The 20,714-nt window shown below is 33.4% G+C and carries 26 protein-coding genes, 1 tRNA gene and 3 pseudogenes; 9 read left to right on the top strand and 21 right to left on the bottom strand.

Annotated features, from left to right (window positions below):
- Nucleotides 1-10: 10 nt before the first annotated feature.
- The 7 genes from def to PGC14_RS06220 are packed head-to-tail and all read right to left on the bottom strand — an operon-like array spanning nt 11 to nt 5,959.
- Nucleotides 11-511, bottom strand: coding sequence for a peptide deformylase (gene def, locus PGC14_RS06190; RefSeq protein ID WP_039764444.1), 501 nt, complete (start codon nt 509-511; stop codon nt 11-13).
- A 24-nt stretch (nt 512-535) separates the two neighbouring features.
- Nucleotides 536-2,707 (bottom strand): replication restart helicase PriA, encoded by a 2,172-nt coding sequence (priA, locus tag PGC14_RS06195; RefSeq protein WP_271629790.1) that lies wholly within the window; start codon nt 2,705-2,707, stop codon nt 536-538.
- A gap of 33 nt (nt 2,708-2,740) precedes the next feature.
- Nucleotides 2,741-3,943, bottom strand: a complete 1,203-nt coding sequence (coaBC, locus tag PGC14_RS06200) for a bifunctional phosphopantothenoylcysteine decarboxylase/phosphopantothenate--cysteine ligase CoaBC (protein WP_271629791.1) — start codon at nt 3,941-3,943, stop codon at nt 2,741-2,743.
- Entirely contained in the window at nt 3,927-4,157 is a 231-nt protein-coding gene (gene rpoZ / locus PGC14_RS06205) for a DNA-directed RNA polymerase subunit omega (RefSeq protein WP_011917605.1), read from the bottom strand. Before rpoZ ends, coaBC begins: the two co-directional genes overlap by 17 nt.
- A gap of 6 nt (nt 4,158-4,163) precedes the next feature.
- On the bottom strand, nt 4,164-4,763 hold the full coding sequence (gmk, locus tag PGC14_RS06210; protein ID WP_271629792.1) for a guanylate kinase: 600 nt from the start codon (nt 4,761-4,763) through the stop codon (nt 4,164-4,166).
- Nucleotides 4,760-5,047, bottom strand: coding sequence for an extracellular matrix/biofilm regulator RemA (remA, locus tag PGC14_RS06215; protein WP_039764634.1), 288 nt, complete (start codon nt 5,045-5,047; stop codon nt 4,760-4,762). The genes gmk and remA overlap by 4 nt, the downstream gene beginning before the upstream one ends.
- A gap of 30 nt (nt 5,048-5,077) precedes the next feature.
- Complete coding sequence (locus PGC14_RS06220; RefSeq protein ID WP_039764448.1) at nt 5,078-5,959, bottom strand: YicC/YloC family endoribonuclease; 882 nt, start codon at nt 5,957-5,959, stop codon at nt 5,078-5,080.
- Nucleotides 5,960-6,105: 146 nt separating this feature from the next.
- Between PGC14_RS06220 and PGC14_RS06225 the strand changes: the two genes are divergently transcribed.
- Together PGC14_RS06225 and PGC14_RS06230 are read left to right on the top strand one after the other, a co-directional pair.
- Entirely contained in the window at nt 6,106-7,740 is a 1,635-nt protein-coding gene (locus tag PGC14_RS06225; protein WP_271629793.1) for a hydantoinase/oxoprolinase family protein, read from the top strand.
- Between the two features lie 15 nt (nt 7,741-7,755).
- The gene (locus tag PGC14_RS06230) at nt 7,756-9,078 is read left to right on the top strand and encodes a histone deacetylase family protein (protein ID WP_271629794.1); all 1,323 of its coding nucleotides are present in this window, start codon (nt 7,756-7,758) and stop codon (nt 9,076-9,078) included.
- A gap of 14 nt (nt 9,079-9,092) precedes the next feature.
- Here PGC14_RS06230 and PGC14_RS06235 read toward each other — a convergent pair whose 3' ends face one another.
- Nucleotides 9,093-9,971, bottom strand: a complete 879-nt coding sequence (locus tag PGC14_RS06235; RefSeq protein WP_271629795.1) for a damage-control phosphatase ARMT1 family protein — start codon at nt 9,969-9,971, stop codon at nt 9,093-9,095.
- 115 nt (nt 9,972-10,086) lie between these two features.
- Here PGC14_RS06235 and PGC14_RS06240 point away from each other — a divergent pair.
- Nucleotides 10,087-10,161 (top strand) — tRNA-Thr (locus PGC14_RS06240).
- 109 nt (nt 10,162-10,270) lie between these two features.
- Here PGC14_RS06240 and PGC14_RS06245 read toward each other — a convergent pair.
- The 6 genes from PGC14_RS06245 to PGC14_RS06270 all read right to left on the bottom strand — a co-directional run bounded on the left by PGC14_RS06245 (nt 10,271) and on the right by PGC14_RS06270 (nt 12,866).
- Nucleotides 10,271-10,546, bottom strand: coding sequence for a tyrosine-type recombinase/integrase (locus tag PGC14_RS06245; RefSeq protein ID WP_307189054.1), 276 nt, complete (start codon nt 10,544-10,546; stop codon nt 10,271-10,273).
- A gap of 26 nt (nt 10,547-10,572) precedes the next feature.
- On the bottom strand, nt 10,573-10,818 hold the full coding sequence (locus PGC14_RS06250) for a hypothetical protein (RefSeq protein ID WP_271629796.1): 246 nt from the start codon (nt 10,816-10,818) through the stop codon (nt 10,573-10,575).
- A 155-nt stretch (nt 10,819-10,973) separates the two neighbouring features.
- Nucleotides 10,974-11,339, bottom strand: coding sequence for an N-terminal phage integrase SAM-like domain-containing protein (locus PGC14_RS06255; RefSeq protein WP_271629797.1), 366 nt, complete (start codon nt 11,337-11,339; stop codon nt 10,974-10,976).
- Complete coding sequence (locus tag PGC14_RS06260) at nt 11,317-11,466, bottom strand: hypothetical protein (protein WP_237738174.1); 150 nt, start codon at nt 11,464-11,466, stop codon at nt 11,317-11,319. Before PGC14_RS06260 ends, PGC14_RS06255 begins: the two co-directional genes overlap by 23 nt.
- Before the next feature lies 1 nt (nt 11,467).
- On the bottom strand, nt 11,468-12,049 hold the full coding sequence (locus PGC14_RS06265) for a Uma2 family endonuclease (RefSeq protein ID WP_039764452.1): 582 nt from the start codon (nt 12,047-12,049) through the stop codon (nt 11,468-11,470).
- Nucleotides 12,030-12,866, bottom strand: a complete 837-nt coding sequence (locus PGC14_RS06270; protein WP_271629798.1) for a helix-turn-helix domain-containing protein — start codon at nt 12,864-12,866, stop codon at nt 12,030-12,032. The genes PGC14_RS06265 and PGC14_RS06270 overlap by 20 nt, the downstream gene beginning before the upstream one ends.
- A 172-nt stretch (nt 12,867-13,038) precedes the next feature.
- Between PGC14_RS06270 and PGC14_RS06275 the strand changes: the two genes are divergently transcribed.
- Entirely contained in the window at nt 13,039-13,176 is a 138-nt protein-coding gene (locus tag PGC14_RS06275) for a helix-turn-helix domain-containing protein (protein WP_156823655.1), read from the top strand.
- 100 nt (nt 13,177-13,276) lie between these two features.
- On the top strand, nt 13,277-13,489 hold the full coding sequence (locus tag PGC14_RS06280; RefSeq protein ID WP_051109292.1) for a hypothetical protein: 213 nt from the start codon (nt 13,277-13,279) through the stop codon (nt 13,487-13,489).
- Nucleotides 13,490-13,584: 95 nt separating this feature from the next.
- On the opposite strand, the pseudogene PGC14_RS06285 reads toward PGC14_RS06280, so the two are convergent.
- A pseudogene (locus tag PGC14_RS06285) lies at nt 13,585-13,843 on the bottom strand (IS256 family transposase); the annotation flags it as partial.
- Between the two features lie 113 nt (nt 13,844-13,956).
- Between PGC14_RS06285 and PGC14_RS06290 the strand changes: the two are divergent.
- The 4 genes and pseudogenes from PGC14_RS06290 (at nt 13,957) to PGC14_RS13480 (ending at nt 15,393) form a co-directional block, all read left to right on the top strand.
- Complete coding sequence (locus PGC14_RS06290; RefSeq protein ID WP_039764453.1) at nt 13,957-14,256, top strand: HigA family addiction module antitoxin; 300 nt, start codon at nt 13,957-13,959, stop codon at nt 14,254-14,256.
- Nucleotides 14,256-14,459, top strand: coding sequence for a hypothetical protein (locus PGC14_RS06295; protein WP_271629799.1), 204 nt, complete (start codon nt 14,256-14,258; stop codon nt 14,457-14,459). Before PGC14_RS06290 ends, PGC14_RS06295 begins: the two co-directional genes overlap by 1 nt.
- Before the next feature lie 145 nt (nt 14,460-14,604).
- Nucleotides 14,605-14,796: an ImmA/IrrE family metallo-endopeptidase gene (locus PGC14_RS06300; RefSeq protein WP_162151430.1), complete on the top strand. Its 192-nt coding sequence runs from the start codon at nt 14,605-14,607 to the stop codon at nt 14,794-14,796.
- 179 nt (nt 14,797-14,975) lie between these two features.
- Nucleotides 14,976-15,393 (top strand): annotated as a pseudogene (locus PGC14_RS13480) (type II toxin-antitoxin system HicB family antitoxin).
- Nucleotides 15,394-15,645: 252 nt separating this feature from the next.
- On the opposite strand, the gene PGC14_RS06310 reads toward PGC14_RS13480, so the two are convergent.
- From PGC14_RS06310 to PGC14_RS13255, 6 genes and pseudogenes are all read right to left on the bottom strand, one after another.
- Nucleotides 15,646-16,041, bottom strand: coding sequence for a CoA-binding protein (locus PGC14_RS06310; protein WP_039764457.1), 396 nt, complete (start codon nt 16,039-16,041; stop codon nt 15,646-15,648).
- A gap of 11 nt (nt 16,042-16,052) precedes the next feature.
- Nucleotides 16,053-16,697 (bottom strand): hypothetical protein, encoded by a 645-nt coding sequence (locus tag PGC14_RS06315; protein ID WP_011917624.1) that lies wholly within the window; start codon nt 16,695-16,697, stop codon nt 16,053-16,055.
- Nucleotides 16,698-16,773: 76 nt separating this feature from the next.
- Nucleotides 16,774-17,154, bottom strand: coding sequence for a DUF4363 family protein (locus tag PGC14_RS06320; protein WP_271629800.1), 381 nt, complete (start codon nt 17,152-17,154; stop codon nt 16,774-16,776).
- 5 nt (nt 17,155-17,159) lie between these two features.
- Nucleotides 17,160-17,837: a DUF421 domain-containing protein gene (locus PGC14_RS06325; protein ID WP_271629801.1), complete on the bottom strand. Its 678-nt coding sequence runs from the start codon at nt 17,835-17,837 to the stop codon at nt 17,160-17,162.
- Between the two features lie 63 nt (nt 17,838-17,900).
- Nucleotides 17,901-19,472 (bottom strand): hypothetical protein, encoded by a 1,572-nt coding sequence (locus tag PGC14_RS06330; protein ID WP_271629802.1) that lies wholly within the window; start codon nt 19,470-19,472, stop codon nt 17,901-17,903.
- Nucleotides 19,432-20,680, bottom strand: a pseudogene (locus tag PGC14_RS13255) (phenylacetate--CoA ligase family protein). The gene PGC14_RS06330 and the pseudogene PGC14_RS13255 overlap by 41 nt, the downstream one beginning before the upstream one ends.
- Between the last annotated feature and the right edge of the window lie 34 nt (nt 20,681-20,714).

Here is a 20,714-nt window from a genome sequence, read left to right on the forward strand (position 1 = left end):
CTATGCAATATTACTCCAAATCCATCTTTTGCTCTTTTGAGCGTCTTTTTTCAATTTCTTCCTCAGTAACAAACCTTATCACCTTGTCAATAAACAAGATTCCATCAAGATGGTCTATCTCATGGCACAAAGCTCTTGCAAGCAAATCCTCAGCTTCGATTTTAATCTCTTCTCCGTGCCTGTTTTGTCCTCTTACAATCACTCTTTTTGGTCTTTCAACCTCTCCCCATACATTTGGAACAGAAAGACACCCTTCGATATCTATCTGACTTCCTTCAGAATACTCTATTTGTGGATTTACAAGCTCAATTGCACCATCACCTAGGTCAACCACAATGGCTCTTTTCAAAATTCCAACTTGTGGTGCAGCAAGTCCAATCCCATTTGCCTCATACATTGTCTCTTTCATGTCGTCAAGAAGGTCATGTAGCCTTTTATCAAACTTCTCAACAGTTTTAGACTTTTTGTGAAGTATCTCATCTTCATAAATCCTTATCTTTCTCAAAGCCATCTTCTCTATCTTTTACCCTCCTGTTTACAGTGTGTTTAAAGGATTAACATCAATTATGAGTTCAGCATTATTATAATTATATCTTTCTTTTATCGTATTGGCTATATCAATCATCTGCAAAGCTTTTTCAAACTTGACAAGTATATGATACCTATATTGATTTTCAACCTTGAAAATTGGACTTTCGCTGGGCCCGTAAATTTTGAAATTAACAATCTTTGTACATTCTTCAAGTAATCTATACACAATTTCTATCCCTTTTTTAGCATAGCCTTCATTTTGTGATACTACAATGAAATTTACAATATATGAATATGGTGGATATCCCATTGTTTTGCGAATCTTTACCTCTTCTCTAAAGAAGCTTTCATAGTCATGATTTGAGGCTGCAACTATACTATAATCGTCAGGGTTAAATGTCTGAATTACTACTCTTCCTTGTTTTTCTCTTCCAGCTCTCCCTGCCACCTGAGTAAGAAGTTGAAATGTCCTTTCTTTGCTTCTAAAATCTGGCATATTTAAAATGGTATCAGCATTTATCACTCCAACCAAAGTCAAATCAGGAAAGTGCAATCCTTTTGCAATCATTTGAGTACCTACCAAGATGTCGGCTTCTTTTGACTTGAATTTGCTCAAAATCTCTTCAACTGCATCTTTTCTCGTGGTAGTGTCTTTGTCCATGCGTAGCACTCTTGCGTCTTTAAAATACGTTTTTATCTCATCTTCTATTCTCTGAGTACCACTTCCATACTGGCGGACATATTTGCTGCCACATTTTAGACATATACTTGTATACTCTTGTTTGTAATTGCAATAATGACACCTCAAATATCCGTCTTTATGATAAGTAAGTGAGATACTACAATTTTTGCACATGTAAACATAGCCGCACTCACGGCATATCACAATGGGAGAATACCCTCTTCTGTTCAGGAAAAGTAAAACCTGTTCTCCTCTTTGCAAGTTCTTCTCTATCTCACTTAATAAAAGCCTACTAAAGATTGATTTGTTACCATCTAAGATCTCTTTTTTCATGTCAACCACAAATACCTCTGGTAGTGCCTTGTTTATTCTCTCTCTCAAAGTACAAATAGCATATTTTCCTGTTAGTGCATAATAAAAGTGTTCAACTGTTGGAGTTGCTGAACCTAAAACAATTGGTATACTATTTATTTTTGCTCGCATCTGAGCAACTTCTACAGCATTTACACGAGGTGATTTTTCGGATTTATAACTTGTCTCATGCTCCTCATCAACAATTATAAGTCCTAACTCTTTTGCCGGAGCAAATATTGCAGACCTTGGCCCAATTACTACTTTTGCCTCTCCACTTTTTAGCTTGAGCCAGGCTCTCTGTCTTTGTAAACTACTCATCTTACTGTGATATACAACAACTTCACTTTCTATTCTTCTTTTGACATTCTGAATCATTTGTGGCGTCAGTGAGATTTCAGGTACCATAAGAATTACGCTTTTACCTTTGCTAATCACATATCTCATTGCTTGAATATATACTTCTGTTTTTCCACTTCCAGTTACTCCAAACAAAAGAATATTTTTGTATATTCCTTTGTCAAACGTAGAGGTTATTAATTCAAGAGCTTTCTTTTGGTCTTCTGTCAAGCTATATTGAGGTTCAACTAATGTGTCTTTTTTTTCTTCATTTGAACTCTTCAATAGTTTTAATTCAAATTTTAGTAATCCTTTTAAAAACAAGTTCATAATTTTATCTTTATTTTCTTTTGCAAATCTTGAATTTGCTGAAACTGGCCTCTTTAGAATTCTATTGTAAATTTCTTTAAGTTCATTTTCTAAGGTCAAATCTGAAGTTTGTTGAGCACAAATCATGTATATTTCGTTATTGCTCACAAACGGAGGAACAATCAAGCCCAATGCTTGTCCCAATCTAATGGCATAATAATTTTTTATGGAAAATGCAAGTCTTATTTGCTCATCTGAAACAATTGGAATTTTGTCAATTACAGCAAGCACACACTTTAGTTTTTCTCTTTCAACATTTGTATCTTCTTTTACATTGATAATAAGTCCTTCTACAACCCTATTTGAAACTCCAAAGTTTACATACACTCTTTTACCAACTTCAACAAGTTCTTCAAGATGTCCTGGGACCAAATAGTCGAATGTCCTGTCCACATTTGCATCTTGATAATTAATACACACCTCAACAATCATCATAAAAAACTCCACCCATTAAAAGTATTACCTCTGCTACTTTCTGCAGAGGTAATCTACTATGAAGTCAAATATTCTGCCTGCCACTTCTTCTTTGCTAAGCTTAGGAAGCTCTAAAACCTTCTCTTTTGAGATTAGCGTAACAATGTTTGTATCTACATCAAACCCAGCACCTTCTTGTAAAACATTGTTAGCAACAATCAAATCTGCATTTTTCTCATAAAGTTTTTTCTTGGAATTTTCAATTAGATTTTCTGTCTCAGCCGAAAATCCTACAACAATTTGCCAATCCTTCTTAGTCTCCCCCGCATATTTTAAAATGTCAGGATTTTTCTGAAGTTTAATCTGTAGTTCTTGTTCTTGTTCCTTTTTTATTTTCGATTCTCTAAAGTTTTTTGGTTTAAAGTCTGCAACTGCAGCAGAGAATATGAGTATGTCATATTTATCCTTTATACTTTTTACTTCCTCATACATCTCAGAGGCTGTCTCAACGTTGACTATCTTGACATCTGCATAAGTTCGAATGTTTACAGGACCCGATATGAGAGTAACCTTTGCACCTCTTTTATAGGCTTCTTCTGCTAATGCAAAACCCATCTTACCTGATGACCTGTTAGAAATAAACCTCACAGGATCTAAGTATTCTCTTGTCGGGCCGGCTGTAATGAGAACCCTTTTGCCATCCAAATCTTTTTTTTCAAGCAGTCTTTCAATTTCAATTACAATTCTTTGATTTTCAGGATAACGTCCTTTCCCATATGCTCCACAAGCTAAAAGTCCTGCTTCAGGTTCTAAAACATTTATGCCAACTTGTTTTAGTTTTTGTATATTTGCCTGTACAATTTTGTTTTCAAACATGTTTGAATTCATTGCAGGAACAATTAAAATAGGCTTATTGAATGCTAAAAAAGTGGTTGTCAAAAGGTCATCAGCAATGCCATTTGCAAACTTTCCAATGACATTTGCTGTTGCAGGAGCTACAACTAAGATATCTGCCCAGTTTGTCAATGATATGTGCTCTATATCATAAAAATACTCACTTTCAAATGTGTCAAGATAAACTCTGTTTTGCGAAAGAGTTTGCACTGTCAAAGGAGTTATAAACCTTTGTGCATTATTGGTCATAATTACCTTTACATTTGCCTCAGACTTTTTTAAAAACCTTATAAGCTCACACACTTTATATGCTGCAATCCCGCCACATATTCCTATCAAGATGTTTTTATTTTTTAGACTCATTCTTTTTCACCGGCTTTATATACTTATAAGAAATCTTACCAGAGGCAATCTCATTTACTGCCATTGTGACGTATTTGTCTGATTCTAAGTTTATATCCACCTTTTTTTGCATTTGTTCTAAAAGTTGTCTTGCACGCTTTGCAACAAGCACAGACAGTGTATATTTATTGTCAACATATTGCAAAAGTTCATCAAGCCCTGGTCGAAGTAACATCCTCTTTCACTCCCTTAAAAAACTTTGTACATCAAATCTTCTTGTCCTAAGCTTTTCCACTTCAATAATCTTTTCAATTGCCTCAACAGCTTTGTCAACATTGTCATTAATAACACAATAGTCATACTTGGGCAAAAGTCTAATTTCGCCTCTTGCAATATTAAGCCTTGCTTCAATTTCCTCTTCAGTTTCTGTTGCCCTTTTTTTAAGCCTATTATACAGCTCTTTCATAGAGGGGGGTAATATGAATATGAGCACCGCATCTTCAAATGTAGACTTGACTTGCAAAGCACCTTTGGTTTCAATCTCTAATATTACATCAAAGCCATTTTTCAATGTTTCCAAAACAAAATCCTTAGGTGTACCATAATAATTGTTGTTATACTCAGCATATTCTAAAAAATTGTGGTTTTTTATATCATCCTCAAACTGCTGCCGAGAGACAAAAAAATAGTTAACACCTTCTCTTTCACCAGGTCTTGGCTTTCTTGTTGTCTTTGAAATTGAAAGTTTAATATTAGGATTCCTCTCTAATAGTTTGCCCACAACTGTGCCCTTCCCAACACCCGCTGGACCTGAAATAACAATTAAAAGTCCTTCTTTCATCTCTTGTCAACCTCATCCTCAACATCAATATCTTCTTCAAAATCTTCTTCCGGTTCAATTACCCTGTGCGCAACAGTCTCTGGCTGAACAGCGGATAGTATTACATGGTCAGAATCTGTTATAATTACTGCCCGTGTTCTTCTTCCATATGTTGCATCAATTAGCATCCCTCTTTCTCTTGCCTCTTGGATTATTCTCTTTATTGGAGCAGAGTCAGGACTAACAATTGCAATCAGTCTGTTTGCCGAAACTATGTTCCCAAATCCAATGTTGATAAGTTTTATATTACCACTGTTACTCAAAGAAACTCACCTCTACTCAATATTTTGAACTTGCTCACGGATTTTTTCAAGCTCATCTTTTAAGTACACAACACAGTTTGAAATTTCATATACTGTTGACTTTGCACCAATTGTATTTGCTTCTCTGTTCATCTCTTGGATAATAAAGTCAAGCTTTTTACCAACAACTCCACCTGCATTTAAACATTCTACAAACTGCACTATATGACTTTTTAGCCTCACCAACTCTTCTGTAATATCACTCTTGTCTGCAAAAAGTGTTATTTCTAACATCAGCCTGTTTTCATCAATATTCTTTAGCTCAAAGTACTCATTTATTCTTTTATAGAGTTTTTCACGATAGCTCTCTACAAGAGATGCAGAATATCTCTCTATCTTTTGTACTATCTCATTTATCCTTTCAATTCTTTGTAATATGTCTCTTTTTAAATTTTCACCTTCAGTTTTTCTCATGCTATCAAGGTTCTTCAACGCAACTTCAATACAACTCAAAAGCTCATTTTTTATTACGTCACTATCAAATTCTTGATTTTCAATCACAAGTGCATCTGGAAGTTTTATGAAGGTTGACAAGCTAAAATCGTCTTGGACCTCAAGAAAGTTCTCTCTTACAATATTTATTGCTTCTAAGTACTGCTTTAATAATCCTAAATTTGGTGTTATTTTATAATCTTTTTCACTAAAACTTTTAAAACTCACATATACATCAACTTTTCCACGTTGAATATATCTTGATATGAGATTTTTTATATCACCTTCAAATTTAATAAATTCCTTTGGTACCCGCAGGTTTATCTCCAAATATCTATGATTTACACTTTTTATATCAACCGAGTATTCTCGTTGCTGTGTAACCTGTTTAGAGCCACCATAGCCTGTCATACTTTTAATCATTGTGATACAATCATTCCTTTCAAAACATTTAAAACAAAGCGTAAAAACTTTTTTGCACTATTTATTTTAAAGTATTTTTACCCATAAAATCAAGAAAGGGTTATAATAATAATTGTACACCATTCTAAAAAGCAGGTGAATTTGAAATGATAATCGGTCTTGATGTGGGTGGAACAAACATTGACATTGTTGCAATTGAGAACAACAATGTTGTGGACCACAGAAAATTTAAACGTGGTGAAGACCTTCTTTTTTCTATATTGACAAGCTTAGAAGAATTTATAACAAAAGATTATATCTCCAATCTTAGTCGTATTGTGCTTAGCACTACAATTACCACAAATGCAATCGTCCAGAACAAGCTTGACAAGGTTGGAATGATAATTGAAAACGGCATTGGAGCAAATCCAGATTTTCTCATGTGTGCAGATGTTAATATCTTGCTTGACGGCTATATAAACAACAGAGGTATTGAGGTTAAGAGTTTCAACAGGGAGAGAGTAGAAAAGGCAATTTTGATCTTCAAAAAAGCTGATATAAAGAACATAGGAATTGCGTGCAAGTTCTCTGTTAGAAATCCAAAGCACGAGATCGATGTCTATGATATCGTAAAAAGACATGGTTTTGAGTTTGTTTCTTTAGGACATAGGATTTCTGGTAAATTGAACTTCCCGCGCAGAGTATTTTCTACATATTTAAATTCAGCTGTCTATAGTAATTTTAAGGCATTGTGCAATGCCATTTTAGAGTTCTTAAAGGAAAAAAATATACCTTCTTACTTGGTATTTATACAAAAACCAGATGGAGGAATTGTCAATTTAGAAAATTTAAAGGAATTTCCCATTTTCTCAATCTTATCAGGCCCCGCAGCTTCAGCACAAGGCGGCTACATCTTATCAAAACCTCTTTCTGATGCAGTTATAATTGACATTGGTGGAACAACTACTGATATTTCATTTGTCTGCAATGGCCAGTTTGTTTTAGAACAGTATGGGGCAAGAATAGCAAATTACCCAACCTTAGTCCGTGCTATTTATTCAAGGTCTGTAGGAATAGGTGGTGATAGCATAGTAAAAGTTGAAGATTCCATCTCAGTTGGTCCTGAAACAGTAAAATCTTGTAATATCAATAGAAAAAATATTGTTACCTTTACTGACGTGTTACAGTATCTAAATTCTTCTTCGGATGATGAAGCACAAAGTCGACTTAAAAATTTGTCAAATAAAGCAAATATGCCACTTGAGCTCTTTTGCAATAAAGTAGTAAAGGTAGCTTTAAATACAATTTGTAAAAAAATAGAAGAAGGGATTGATTACATCAATAACACCCCCATTTATACAATTCAAAAACTTTTATATGGTGAGAAATTCATCCCCAAAAAAATAGTAGTAATTGGTGGAGCAGCTGATTTGATAAGTAAACATTTAGAAAAAGAGTTAAAAATTAAAGTAGAAGTTCCTCGATATTATATGGTGGCAAACGCAATAGGGTGTGCGCTTGGCTCAGTCTCAAGAGAATATAATTTGGTTGCAGATACAGAACAAGGAAAAGTTTATATACCTGAGCTTGATAAGTATGAAAGTGTTAATATAGATTTTTCTCTTGCTCAAGCAAAGGATTTTTTGATAAACAAGATTATAGAAGCAGGTGATGCTCTTTCAGCGGATGATATAGAAATTGTCGAGGAGAATTCGTTTAATATGATTAGAAATTTTAGATATTGTGGAAAGATAATCAAGATAAAGGCACAGCTAAAACCTAAACTTCAAGAATTAAAATAAATGGAGGTCTTCAAAATGCAAAGAGCACAGAACAAGCTTGGGCTTATCCTCTTTCCTGCATTTGACTGGAGAATTACCCCTACACATCCTGAAAGAGAAGAGAGACTTCTTTACACCATTGACCAAATTGAAGAAGAAGGTTTTTTTGACTATGAGAATGTATTTGTATTTAATCCTGAAATAATTGACGAGAAGTATATAAATCTTACACACTTTTGTGTCCCTAACTTTGATTCAATTGCAACCATTTCACATAAAATTGCCGCAAGTAGCACTATTACCATAGCTAAGAAGGTTATCTCAAAAAAAGTCGAAAAAGGTTTTGCTTTGATTCGCCCACCTGGTCATCATGCTCGTAGGATAACCTATGGTGACAGAGGTTTTTGTATAATAAACAATGAGGCAATAATGGTTGAGTACTTGAGAAAAGAGTATAAAATTGGCAGAATAGCAATCATTGACACAGACTGCCATCATGGGGACGGAACACAAGATATATTTTGGAATGACAAAGATGTTCTGTTCATTTCTTTGCATCAAGATGGAAGAACTCTTTATCCTGGCAGTGGATTTATAGATGAAGTAGGGGGCCCCGCTGCAATTGGATACACTCTCAATTTGCCTTTGCCACCATATACTTCTGATGAAGGATTTTTATATTGCTTAGAAAATTTGATCCTCCCTATCTTAGAAGAATTCAAACCTGACATTATCATAAATTCAGCTGGACAGGATAATCATTATTCAGACCCCTTGACAAATATGAACTTTTCAGCGCAAGGATATGCTAAACTCACCGAAAGATTAAACCCTCATATTTCAGTGTTAGAAGGTGGGTACTCTGTTGAAAGTGCTCTTCCATATGTCAATCTTGGTATAATATTTGCCCTTGCTGGTATTGATTATTCTAATATAAAAGAGCCTGACTATGACTATGAAAAGTTAAGACAATCTCCAAAAATAAGTGAATATATTAAAAGATTGTGCGAAAACGTGTACACCATATGGAAAAACAAAGAACAGACTGCACATGAGTTCAAGAAAAAATACCAGAAATATTATACACGAAAAAAATCAATATACTACGATACCATGGGATTTTTAGAGCAGCAGCTTGAGAACATTAAAATTTGCAACAAATGCTCAGGGTTAATAACTATTGAGTCGCGTTGTTTGAATTATAAGGTTTTTGCAATCACAATACCACATGATGCATGTGATGAGTGCTGTGATGAAGGTTATAAACTTTTTACAACTTATGATCCTGTCAACTTTTCCCATATAATCTTGCAGGATAAAAAGAATTTTGAATTTTACAAAAAAGGAAACTTAAAATAGCACTGGGTTGTTTGTCACTTTCTTTTTTTTAAATTTTCTCCATTGATTAACACTAAATCTCCATGTTTGAAATTAAGTTTCTTTGCCAAGTATTCACATTTAATTTTAAGAAGGTAAAATATATTGTCTTGAATTTCCTCAAATTCATCTAAGGATTCAAAATTTGCCTGACCTTTTGAAATTACAATATCCACATTTAAGATTAACTGTTTAAGCTGAGATGATACAAATTCCTTAGGAATACCTAACAAGCCTAAACCTGTCTCCACAATGGTTGCAACTTTATCCATGCCAACTTCTTTTGCATCTTCTAATGTTGCGTCATTTAGTATAGGTTTTGTCTTTACTATGTAATATACATTCTTGCTCATTTGATTTAATACTTCCACTAAAACTTTGTCAAACACAATCTCCCCTGCGTTATCTCCTGCAATCACAATGTTTTTACTGTTTTGAAGCTTCTTTTTTAAGAGAGGATAGTCATCTATCGAAAATCCGAAATCAAAAGCGTGCGAAAGCTCACTTTCGATGTCAAACTCTCTTTTTATGCCTAAATCAATTACATTGCCCGCTACAGCAGCCTTTAGAGACTCATAAAGTGGATCTTTTGATTCAAAAACCTTTTTTCTTACACTTTCGAAAAGTTCAAGTGCCAAAGCATTTGATTGCTTTTTCGCAGAGTAATAGGGATCGTTATTTTGTATTATTTCATACGTTTTAAGCAAAACAAGTGAAGAATTATAAGCTGGTGAATCCTGTGGATTTAAAGTTTTTATAAAGTCCATTAGCTCATACAAAACTTCTTTCTTTCTCTCGTCAGGTATATTAGCCATTTCCATGCATGAAACAGCTTGTTTTAAATAACAGTGAATACAATCTATAAGAGCATTCATAGTATTAGAATTCTCCTTTCATCATTTTGTATGCTGAGATGAGGTTTAACATTTTAAATTAATATAATAACTCTTGATTTATTGTCAAGATAGATATTATAATTTTATTGTACTTGCTCCATTAGCTCAGTGGTAGAGCAGTCGATTCGTAATCGACTGGGCGGGGGTTCGAATCCCCCATGGAGCTCCAATAAAATCAAGGGGTTTGAGGATAGGTAAAATATAACAAGTGCATTTTCTACAGCTATCTTACTGCTACCCGAGAAACTGTAAAATTTTAGGGTAACTACTCCACTATCTTAGGAGTGGTTACCCTTTGTTTTTATATCCTCAAATAAGCTGTTTAATTTCATTGCAGCAGCTTTCTTTATTTCAGGCATAACATGAGAATAAATATTGAGGGTTGTAGAAATATCTTTGTGTCCTAAAAGCTCTTGAACAACTTTTGGATGTTCGTTCGCTTCTAAAAGCCTTGTTGCATATGTGTGTCTTGGTGTATGAAAATTTACTCTTTTGTCAATACCTGCTTTTTCTCTTATTCTGTAAAAAAGCCTTTCAAATTTCCCTATGTCAATTGGAGTGCCAAACTCTGTTGTAAATACTAATCATTATCTTCATAAAGCATTCCAGCTTTTAATTTTTCTTCTAACTGTTTTTTCCTGTGCTGCTTTAACTCTTCAATTATTACTGGTGGCAAAGGTACTATTCTTTTACCAGCCTCTGTTTTTAGCTTTTGAAAAGCAAGTGCAGTCTTTTTGGAGCTACTACCATCAAAAATCTTTACTTGCTGCAGTGTCCTTCTAACTTCAATGTATCCATCCTTAAAATTCACATCTTTCCAGCGCAAAGCTAAAAGTTCACCTATTCTAAGTCTACTTGCTAACTCAACAAAAAATGCAGTTTTTACTTTTTCCCCTCCAAAGCTGCAATAAATCTTTTTTGTTCTTCTAAACTCAGTATTCTTATTTCCATTTTTGGCTTGCCTTTTGGCAAAGTGGTTGCCTATGAAACATTTCTGTTGACAAGTCCATTTTTCAAAGCTTGGTCTAAAGCTGAATGTAAAACAACATGAATCTGCTTAATCGTACTTATACTCAAACCTTCTTGATATTTGGTATTATACAAAGCTTGAAGATGCTCAGGTCTCCAATCCTTTAGCTTATAATGACCAATGGCAGGATTTATATGTCTTTCTATATAGCACAAATAATCTTTGAACGTTGAAGGTCGCAATGTCTGTTTTTTATATTCCCAAAGCCATGGGTTAAGCCAATCTTTCAACGTTGTCTTTGTAGGGTCAACATAAACACCTGTTGCTACGTCATTAAATGCCTTTGCTATCTTTTCAGTAACCTCTTGTCTTGCCATAGAAATATTGCCGCTTTTGTCTGCCGTTTTCATCTCTTCCTATGGTAATTTGACCACACCAAAGCCCGTCTTTCCTTCTGTATATGCTGCCTTCATTGTTTCCTCTCTTTTTAGTATTTGCAGGCATATTATAACACCTCTTTTATTTGGGCAAAGTCTATTATAAGGTCTTCAAAAATACCAACCTTGACCTTGTCACTGAAGGTATAAGCTTCTGGTGGCAAGTAATCTTCATTGTCTTTGAGTCTGTACACCAAGATTGTTTGATTTTTAGGATTGACAATCCAGTATTCTTTAACCTTAAATTGTGTATAAAGATTGAGCTTTCGGATATAGTCATGTGAAAAATTGCTCTCAGATACAACCTCAATTATCATCTCAGGAGCTCCAACACATCCTTTATCAGTAAGCTTTCTCTTGTCGCAAATAATTGAAATATCAGGCTGCACAACGTTGATTGCTTGTTTTTCATCCTGTCCTTCCTCTGTTAGGACTACATCAAATGGAGCTGTGTATAACTTGCAGGGCTTATTAGAAGATTTGAGATAATTCTTTATCAATGTTGCAAGCTCTATTACAATTTCTTGGTGCACTCTTGAAGGAGCAGGGCTCATATCGTAGATGACACCTTCAATCAGCTCCACCCTTGCGTCTTCTGGCAGCTGAAGATAGTCTGTATAGGTGTATATTTTAGGTATTCTGGTTTCCATCAGATTCACCTTCCTTGGAATAATCAATACTTTTATCTTTTTTCTTATATTCTTTAACTTTTTCTACAAAAATTCCTTCTGTCTTAAACAATGCTAAATATAAAGCTTCTGAATAACTTCTTGGCATATCCTCTAAAAAATCAAAAAGCACAGAAAAATTATCCCTAATATTTTTGTAAATTTCACCCATTTCATTTAATACTCTCTCAAAATAATCATACTTGCTCTTTATTTTCTCATCTTCCTTCTTAAATTCCTCATAAGTTATTTGACCATCAATAAAATCTGCAAACAATTTTTCAACTTTATCATTTGGATACAAATCATCTAAAGCAATGAATCTATTCTCTTCATCTTCTAAAAATGTTCTAAATTTTTCAAAGAATAAGTTTATATGACTTATTAAACGATAGATTAAATCAGTAATAAAATCTCTATTTCTTTCTTGTTCATGAGCAAAAAAGTAAATAATAGCAGTATTAACTAACAAAGGTTCTAATACCTGTTCAATAAATGTTGCAACTTTTTTTTCAATTTTTTCATCCCAAATTGCATAAGGTAGATTTTCAACTACAAATTTCTCAAACTTTGTTCTTTTGGAAAATTGTTCTTCTACTGTCCTATACTCACTTCTACCAATAAGATAATCAACTGTGACACCAAAATAGTCTGCAATTTTTATAAGTAATTCATATTTGGGTTCTCTTCCATTTTCATAATACGAAAGATTTTGGACAGATATTCCTAATTCTTTTGCTAATTCAGCTTGGGTTAATCCTCTTTCCTCACGCAATTCTTTTAATCTTTTACCAAACATTATCATCTTCCTTTTCAGTATATCTTAATTTAATTTTAACACTTTCCTTTTATCTTATCAATAAAAAGTTGATAAAAAGTTATTGACATAAACAAAAAATTGATTTATAATTAAATTTGTTTATAGATTGAATATAAATCAACAATTTATTGATTTATGGAGAATAACGCTTATGAAAATTTCTTATATTCCTGTAAAAGGTTTTAAAATAAGAACACTTGGAATAAAACAAAGATACACAATAAGAGACTTAGCAAAATTGGCTGGCGTTCACTATTCTACCATAGCACTCATTGAAAAAGGTATTTAAAATCCATCACCTAAAACTGCTAAAGCTATAGTTGAAGCGTTAAAAGTAGATTTTGAGGAAATTTTTGGTATTAAATTTGAAGATAAAGGAGGCAATTCTGATGGAAATCTACAATCCTCAACCTCAAAGAGACAAAATAGAGAAATTGACAATTAGCAACAAGGAAGCTGCCCAAATGCTGGGGATATCATACAACGTAATGCTTACCTTAATCCACAGGAGAGACTTCCCAAAAATCTTAGCAGAGCAGCGAAGAATACTCAGAGACTTGTCAAGAATTTTGTGTTTCCACATCAATAAGCGTATATTGTAGAGCTGTAATATATTGTAACTACATTTTTTAAGAATAGACATCCCGTTTTTCCACTTGCCCCGACGCAAGTTTTCTCTTTGTAAATAAAGGTTCTAAGTGTGTGTACGAGGAATAGAAATTTCAAGACACAAGGCAGGTGTTGCAAGTTTTCTCTCATAGAAGCCATTGTCTTTGTCATTTTCGTTTTTAGCAAGGTAAACAGTTCTTTCCGATAACATAAAGCAATCGAGCAAGTTTTACTTTTTTAGCTGTTTTAGAGCTGGGCGAGTAGGATCATCACAGGAACCAATACATATTTAGCACTTGTTCGATAGCCATATTTTTAGCGGTCTCAAAAATTTCATTTTTCTTTATAATCGTGAGCCCCTTTGGTGATTATTATTTCAATGCTAATTATAAAGTGGACATAATTTTATTTTAACTCCCGAAAATAGTAATAATTCAAATTGAAGAGGTGATAGATTATCATGGGAAGGAAAAAAGATGGAAAAGAAGAATTGATTGCTATTCCACCTGGTGAGACTATAAAAGAAAATCTTGAGTACTTAGGTATGACACAGGCTGAGTTTGCTCAAAGGATGGGACTTTCAGAAAAAACGGTAAGTGAAATAATTAACGGTATTGCTCCAATTACTTATGAAACAGCTCTTAAGTTAGAAAATGTAATAGGTGCTTCTGCTGAATTTTGGATGAACTTAGAAGCTAATTATCAACTTGCTAAAGCAAGAATAGCTGAAAAACAAAAATTAAAGGAGGAAAAAAAATAATGAATCTTAGAAATTTCTTTGGAGTATCATCTTTAAATTTTATTCCTCAAACTTTGGAAGTTTGTTTTCGAAAAGCTAATAACGAAAAAACTTCATGTTATGCTTTAGCAGCATGGATTAGGAAAGCCGAAACAGAAACTCACAAGATAGAAACAAAACCTTTTAATAAAGAAAAAAATTTATCAAATCATATCTGTTATTAGAGAACTCACAAAACATTCTTGGGATGAAATTTACCCAAAGCTGATAAACCTTTGTTCAGAATGTGGAATTGCTTTAGTAACACTTCCACATTTAAAAGGCACTTATGTAAACGGTGCTACAAAGTGGCTAAAAAAAGATAAGGTGTTGTTAGCTTTAAGTTATGGATACAAGTTTGCTGACGCTTATTGGTTTTCATTTTTTCATGAATTAGGACATATATTAAAACATGGTAGAAAAGAGGTTTTTATTGAAAGTAATGATGGAATTTTAAAATGCGAACTGGAAGAAGAAGCAGATAATTTTGCTGCAAATATATTGATACCATATAAAGATTAAAAAAAGTTTATTACTGAAAATAAGTCCTTCACAAAAGACAAAATAATTTCTTTTGCCAACTCTCTCAACATTCATCCATGCATTGTAGTAGGAAGATTAATGCATGATAAAAAGATTAACCATTGGGATTTTACTGAATTGAGACCAAAAATTACTTGGCAGAAGTAGGAGTGAAAAAAATGAAAAAAGAGAGTTATATTTTCCCTGTCATTTTTACTTTTGATGATGACGGCATAACAATTGAATTTCCAGACCTGCCCGGCTGTATTTCATATGCTGATACTTTGGATGAAGCAGTGAAAAAGCAAAAAAGAAATATTAGGGCTGTATCTTTGGAGCATGGAAAAAGATAATGAACCAATACCAGAGCCAACACCTGTGAACAAATTAAAACTTGAACAAAATCAAATACCAATGCTGTTTGAAGTTTGGATGCCACTTGTTAGGCATGAGGTGGACAACAAGGCAGTAAAAAAGACTTTGACAATTCCTCAGTGGTTGAATATATTAGCTGAAAAACATAACATAAACTTTTCACAAGTGCTCCAAGAGGCATTAAAAGAAAAATTAGGGATAAATGACTACAAACACAAGTGAAATTTTTCTACAGCTAATACAGCTACACTACAGCTACTGAAAATAAAAAAATGTGTTTTTTATTGAGTTGGAATAAATTTTCAAAGTCTTGTAATTAAGATGTATCAAGCTGTTTGTAGTTTGTTAAAGTTTGTAAAAAGGTATCTCAGCGATTTCGTATTTGACTGGTCGGGGGTTCGTATCCCCCATGGAGCTCCATGATCTATCAAGATAAATAAAAAACTGTCAGGTTTAAACAGAAAAACCTGACAGTTATTTTTTTAAGGAATTTAAAGTCACTAAAATGCAGGCATTATAAATGGGAATTAGACTGAGTTCTTTGCACATATCAATAAGCTTAATACTTTCTGCACCTGGCTGAAACCAGATATATTTAACTCCTAAGGCTGCTGCTTCTTTTACGTATTTCTCGCCTTTGTCTGGTGAGACAATCATACTCACACACTCAATATTGTCAGATACTTCTTCCAGACTTTTATAAACCTTGTGACCTTCAATCTCGTTATAAAATGGGTTTACGGCAAACACATTGTAACCTCTTTCCATCAATCTTTTGAACACCAAGTAGCCATATTTTTCCTTCCTTGGGGTTGCACCAACAACCGCCCAATTTTTAAGTTTTAGAGCATTCTCAATTACCTGTTCCATTTTTCAAATCCTCATTTCCTACTCATAATAAAGTTATAAACTATATCTAAACGTGTATCATCAAATTCAAAGGTATCCTTGCCAATTGAAATCAGTAGTTTATTCCCCACAACATTCATTCTTAAATCTTCGCCATATTTGTCTTTGTACATCCTTTTCAAGCTTATCATAAACTGTTTTACATTTTCTTTTCTGTATTCAAACAAAAATTCATCCACCGCATCTACAATGTCATATTCTTTTACCACAACAGGATCGCGTAAAACCCCTTCACCCTTAATTTCAATAGAATTAGACCTTCTATCAACTATAATCTTAAACTCGTTCGCCTTTGTTTCGAACATAAGTTCCTTAAAACTTTCAGAGACATTGTAAGTAATCACAGAGAAAAATCTATCCGAAGGATATATTATCCGGGAAATATCTACACAAGCTTCAATAATATTATCAATCAAATATCCGTCCATTTTTTCTACTAAAGCTGCATCCTTGAATTTTGTTGCAAATTCATTATAATCTTTATAGGGAATAACAGTGTATTTATCTTTTTCAAGCTCTTTTAAATCATCTACGAAAAAGTAAGCAAAACCTGCATTCCCATTTTCGATGTCATATTCCTCAAAGGAGTAGCCCATTACAACAACGTACCTTTTCATGGCTCTCCCCTCCAATCTAAAAAACATTTCTTATATATTATATACCACTCAAACGCTCATTTGTATTAAAAATTTTTTAAAAAATATTTTCAATCTTGAGTAAAGCCATATCTTTTACGTGCTTAATATAAAATTTCAAAGTACCAAGCTCACACAAAAGTAAATCTTTATTACCTTGTTCAAGTAGCTCTTTTACCCTTGCTATCTGCTCATCTATATTATCTATTTCCTGATGCTCTATCAACATCGCCCACTTTTTCTTATACCCTTCCCATTCTTTAATAGTATTACAAAAACTTGACTTTGCAAGTTTATAGTTGTTAATTTTTATATAATCGTATGCTTTTGCTAAATTATCTTCAATGTGGTGTGTAGTACCTATTATTATATTAGTAGAGATAATAGTTAAAGTAATGATCAAAACTATAAATCCAACTACAATATACCACACCTTCATTTAGTTTAACCCTCCTTTTTTTGAACAAACCAATTGCCTTCTGGATCGATGCAAGCAAAAAATACCTCCTCTGGGGTATTAATACCTCTTTTATTAAGTTCTACCAAAACCTCTTGTTCACTGAGGTTTGCATATTTTAAGACATCCTTTTTAACCTTGCCGTCCACAACTACACTTATAGGAAGGCCTTCGTATTTTGTCTGAATACCCAAATCTGCAGGCGTTACAGGCCTTTTTTGTGACTTTGGAATCACTGATATGTCTCCATCTGTCTCTAATATAGCGTATTCAATATCATGAATATTGAAATATCCTTTAATTCTCAGCTGCTCCATCAAATCGTTTAAGCTATATCGTGTTTTTCTAAGAGCATCTTCCAATACTCTTCCTTTAGCAATCAATATTGTAGGACTCCCGCACACTAATTTTTTCATCAGGTCAGATTTCAATGTGCCAAAGGTAATCAGGGTTTGTAAAAATAGTAATGTCAGAATAGGAACAATTCCGTTGAGAAGTGGAACACCTGTATTTTGCATGGGCACAGCAGCAAGTTCAGAAATCATTATTGTAATTACAAGTTCAAATGGTTGAAGCTCGCCCATTTGCCTTTTTCCCATTAGTCTCATAACTAATACAACTAATACATATAAGATAAGTGTTCTTGTAAAGACTGTGATAATCAAAAAAAGTCTCTCCTTTGGAGTTTTTCCTATTTACTATTTTTCCAAAGAATGAAGCATTTATTCTTATTTCCTTCCAGACATTCTTTTAAACCTCACATACTGAGAAAGTTTCTTGAGTTTACAGTTACCTGTTGCCACCATGTATTTTTTATACATTTTCTTTTTGTACTTTTCGCTACTTATCCCACTTTTCATTGTCGCTAAACATTTATAAAGGTAGAACATCTTCTTCGCTGTATCAGCATTATGATAAGAAGTATGTGTACCTCTTACAGTAAATTCTCCTGTCTTTACTAATTCCATGATTCCATTAAAAAGAATGTATCCAATATCGTACTTTTTATATTCTAATGTCAAAAGAAAAATATAAACAAACACCATTCTTGTAAAAGAAATTTTGTAACGTTTTGGTTTCTCAATTATCTTAAGAATGTATTCTTTAGCTTCTTTTTTTGGAAATTCATGTGTACTTTTTAACAAATAAATTGCAAAGGTATCAAATTCTTCCTTAACCTGAGAGTAGAAAATATGATCCTTTTCAAAAAAAGCAAATAAAATAATATAAAATTCTAAGATCGAAAGCAGCTCACTACTTTTTGCTGAATTTTCATGAAAGATTATATATGAAAGCCTATCTAAAATCCCAATCAAATCAGACTTTGATTTATCACTTATGTTTATTTGTTTTTTTAAAAGGGTTTCAAAAATCCTTTTCAAATGATTTACTATATGCAAAACCTGCTCATATTTTAACCTTTGAACATTGTGGAAGATAAAACTGTAATAACCTGTAATCAGCTTTTCAAAAATATAAATCGTTGTGTCCTGAACCTTATCAACAAAACTATCTAAAAAATCAACTGCTTCTTTAAATTTCTCTGCCCTTTCCGATGAGATAGCACTTTCCATATTCTTGAACAATATTTCCACTATCTCCTCTAAATAACCATTATTTTTCTTCTCTCCTTCAATGAAAAGTTGAAAAGCCTTCGGACTATTAAGTATAGAAATTAGTAGTTCTAAATCTAAAAACAGATTTGCTTTTTGAAAAAATTCCTTTATGAGCAAAAGCTGTTCATTAACTCGTTCTTTTTCACCTGCTTTTAAAAAGCTATTTAAGTCTTTTAGCATTTTTTTAAAAAGCTTCTTCGGTTGAGTTATTGCGTAAAAGATATAAAAATAGAGAGTTATTACCAAAATATTAGTAAATGAAATCACTATATCAAAGTTAATTCCCTTGATAATCCATTGAGAAGAATAATCAATTACATTTACTGAGGCAAGCATAAAGGCAGTATGAAGTACAGATACACTTGAAAAAACTGCCAAAACATCATTCCAGCAAAGACTTAAGATATAATTTGAGACCTTACGAGAATACCTCATACTCAAAAATCTGACCAGTAAAGAAATTGTAATTGCCGAAGAGAAAAAGATAAATATTTGATATAACAAAAGCCAGCTCAAAAGCCTATTTGCACTAAGCCTATCATGTGAAAAAATATTTGGCGCAGAATAATAAAGAGCTATTACAATTAAAATAGAGGAAAGCATTCGCCTTCCTCTTAAAAGCTTTGTCTTTACCATTATTCTATCATCCTCGCAAATCAAATATACGCTTTGTTTTCTTTTCACTTCGTGGAAGTTCACCAATTCTACATAATATTATCTCAGCAGACACTCCTATTTTATTCTTAAATTCATTAGAAATTAAGTCCTTCATTGAACTTGTATAAAATTCATCTTCAACTTCAACTTTCAGGGTCAATTTATCTCGAAAACCTATTCTTTCAATAACAACTTGATACTCGCTGCCAACACCCTTTATATCTTTTAAAAACGTATCTATCTGAGCAGGAAAAATATTAACGCCTTTTACTTTAACCATATCGTCAGTTCTGCCAACTATTCTATCAATTCTCGGATATGTAGACCCACATTGGCACATTCCTGGAAGTTTTCTTGTAATATCTCTTGTCCTGTATCTAATAAGAGGTGCACCTTCTTTTTGCAGGGTTGTTATGACAAGCTCGCCAAACTCACCATCTGGAACCTCTTGTCCTGTTTGCGGGTCGATTACCTCAAAATAAAGATAGTCATCAAAATAGTGAAGTCCATCATGGTACTTACAATCAATTGCAATACCAGGACCATAAATCTCTGTCAGACCATATATATCAAATGTCTCTATTCCTAAATACTCCTCAATTATCTTTCTCTGTTTTTCTCCCCATCTTTCAGACCCAAATATTCCAACTCTTAGGTGAATTTTGTCTTTAAGTCTTTTTTTTTATTACTTCTTCTGCAAGCAAAAGACCATATGACGAGGTTGCAACAAGTACTGTGGATTTCAAATCCATCATCATTTGAAGCTGTTTTTCTGTATTGCCTGGACCCATTGGTATTACCATCGCACCTAAGTACTCAGCACCAAGCTGAAATCCTATTCCGGCTGTCCAAAGCCCATAAGCTGGTGTTATCTGCACCCTGTCAAGCTCAGTCACACCAGCAAATTGATAACATCTTTTCATCATCTCTTTCCAGTCATCTACATCCTTTTGTGTGTATGGAATTATCACTGGAACTCCTGTTGTACCTGAGGAAGAGTGAATTCTTACTATTTTCCTCTCATCAGTTGACGCAAGTCCGAGAGGATAAGCTTGTCGGAGTTCCTCTTTGGTTGTAAATGGAAGCTTTTTTATATCTGCCAAGCTTTTGATATCATCTACATCAATCCCTAACTCCTGGTATTTTCTTCTATAAAAAGGGCTATTCTCATAGGCATTTTTAATTTGCTGCAAAAAAAGCTCCTCTTTGACCTCTCTCATCTCAACTCTTTCCACTGCTTTTTTCTCCTCTCTTCTCTTCTTTCAAGTT

The organism is Caldicellulosiruptor sp. DIB 104C (assembly GCF_028198085.1).
GTDB classification, from domain to species: domain Bacteria; phylum Bacillota; class Thermoanaerobacteria; order Caldicellulosiruptorales; family Caldicellulosiruptoraceae; genus Caldicellulosiruptor; species Caldicellulosiruptor saccharolyticus.

Excerpts from the sequence above, each read along its gene's own strand:
- def (WP_039764444.1), bottom strand. The coding sequence starts at position 511 with ATGGCTTTGAGAAAGATAAGGATTTATGAAGATGAGATACTTCACAAA.
- priA (WP_271629790.1), bottom strand. The coding sequence starts at position 2,707 with ATGATGATTGTTGAGGTGTGTATTAATTATCAAGATGCAAATGTGGAC.
- coaBC (WP_271629791.1), bottom strand. The coding sequence starts at position 3,943 with ATGAGTCTAAAAAATAAAAACATCTTGATAGGAATATGTGGCGGGATT.
- rpoZ (WP_011917605.1), bottom strand. The coding sequence starts at position 4,157 with ATGTTACTTCGACCAGGGCTTGATGAACTTTTGCAATATGTTGACAAT.
- gmk (WP_271629792.1), bottom strand. The coding sequence starts at position 4,763 with ATGAAAGAAGGACTTTTAATTGTTATTTCAGGTCCAGCGGGTGTTGGG.
- PGC14_RS06220 (WP_039764448.1), bottom strand. The coding sequence starts at position 5,959 with ATGATTAAAAGTATGACAGGCTATGGTGGCTCTAAACAGGTTACACAG.
- PGC14_RS06225 (WP_271629793.1), top strand. The coding sequence starts at position 6,106 with ATGATAATCGGTCTTGATGTGGGTGGAACAAACATTGACATTGTTGCA.
- PGC14_RS06230 (WP_271629794.1), top strand. The coding sequence starts at position 7,756 with ATGCAAAGAGCACAGAACAAGCTTGGGCTTATCCTCTTTCCTGCATTT.
- PGC14_RS06235 (WP_271629795.1), bottom strand. The coding sequence starts at position 9,971 with ATGAATGCTCTTATAGATTGTATTCACTGTTATTTAAAACAAGCTGTT.
- PGC14_RS06255 (WP_271629797.1), bottom strand. The coding sequence starts at position 11,339 with ATGGCAAGACAAGAGGTTACTGAAAAGATAGCAAAGGCATTTAATGAC.
- PGC14_RS06260 (WP_237738174.1), bottom strand. The coding sequence starts at position 11,466 with ATGCCTGCAAATACTAAAAAGAGAGGAAACAATGAAGGCAGCATATAC.
- PGC14_RS06265 (WP_039764452.1), bottom strand. The coding sequence starts at position 12,049 with ATGGAAACCAGAATACCTAAAATATACACCTATACAGACTATCTTCAG.
- PGC14_RS06270 (WP_271629798.1), bottom strand. The coding sequence starts at position 12,866 with ATGTTTGGTAAAAGATTAAAAGAATTGCGTGAGGAAAGAGGATTAACC.
- PGC14_RS06275 (WP_156823655.1), top strand. The coding sequence starts at position 13,039 with ATGAAAATTTCTTATATTCCTGTAAAAGGTTTTAAAATAAGAACACTT.
- PGC14_RS06280 (WP_051109292.1), top strand. The coding sequence starts at position 13,277 with ATGGAAATCTACAATCCTCAACCTCAAAGAGACAAAATAGAGAAATTG.
- PGC14_RS06290 (WP_039764453.1), top strand. The coding sequence starts at position 13,957 with ATGGGAAGGAAAAAAGATGGAAAAGAAGAATTGATTGCTATTCCACCT.
- PGC14_RS06295 (WP_271629799.1), top strand. The coding sequence starts at position 14,256 with ATGAATCTTAGAAATTTCTTTGGAGTATCATCTTTAAATTTTATTCCT.
- PGC14_RS06310 (WP_039764457.1), bottom strand. The coding sequence starts at position 16,041 with ATGGAACAGGTAATTGAGAATGCTCTAAAACTTAAAAATTGGGCGGTT.
- PGC14_RS06315 (WP_011917624.1), bottom strand. The coding sequence starts at position 16,697 with ATGAAAAGGTACGTTGTTGTAATGGGCTACTCCTTTGAGGAATATGAC.
- PGC14_RS06320 (WP_271629800.1), bottom strand. The coding sequence starts at position 17,154 with ATGAAGGTGTGGTATATTGTAGTTGGATTTATAGTTTTGATCATTACT.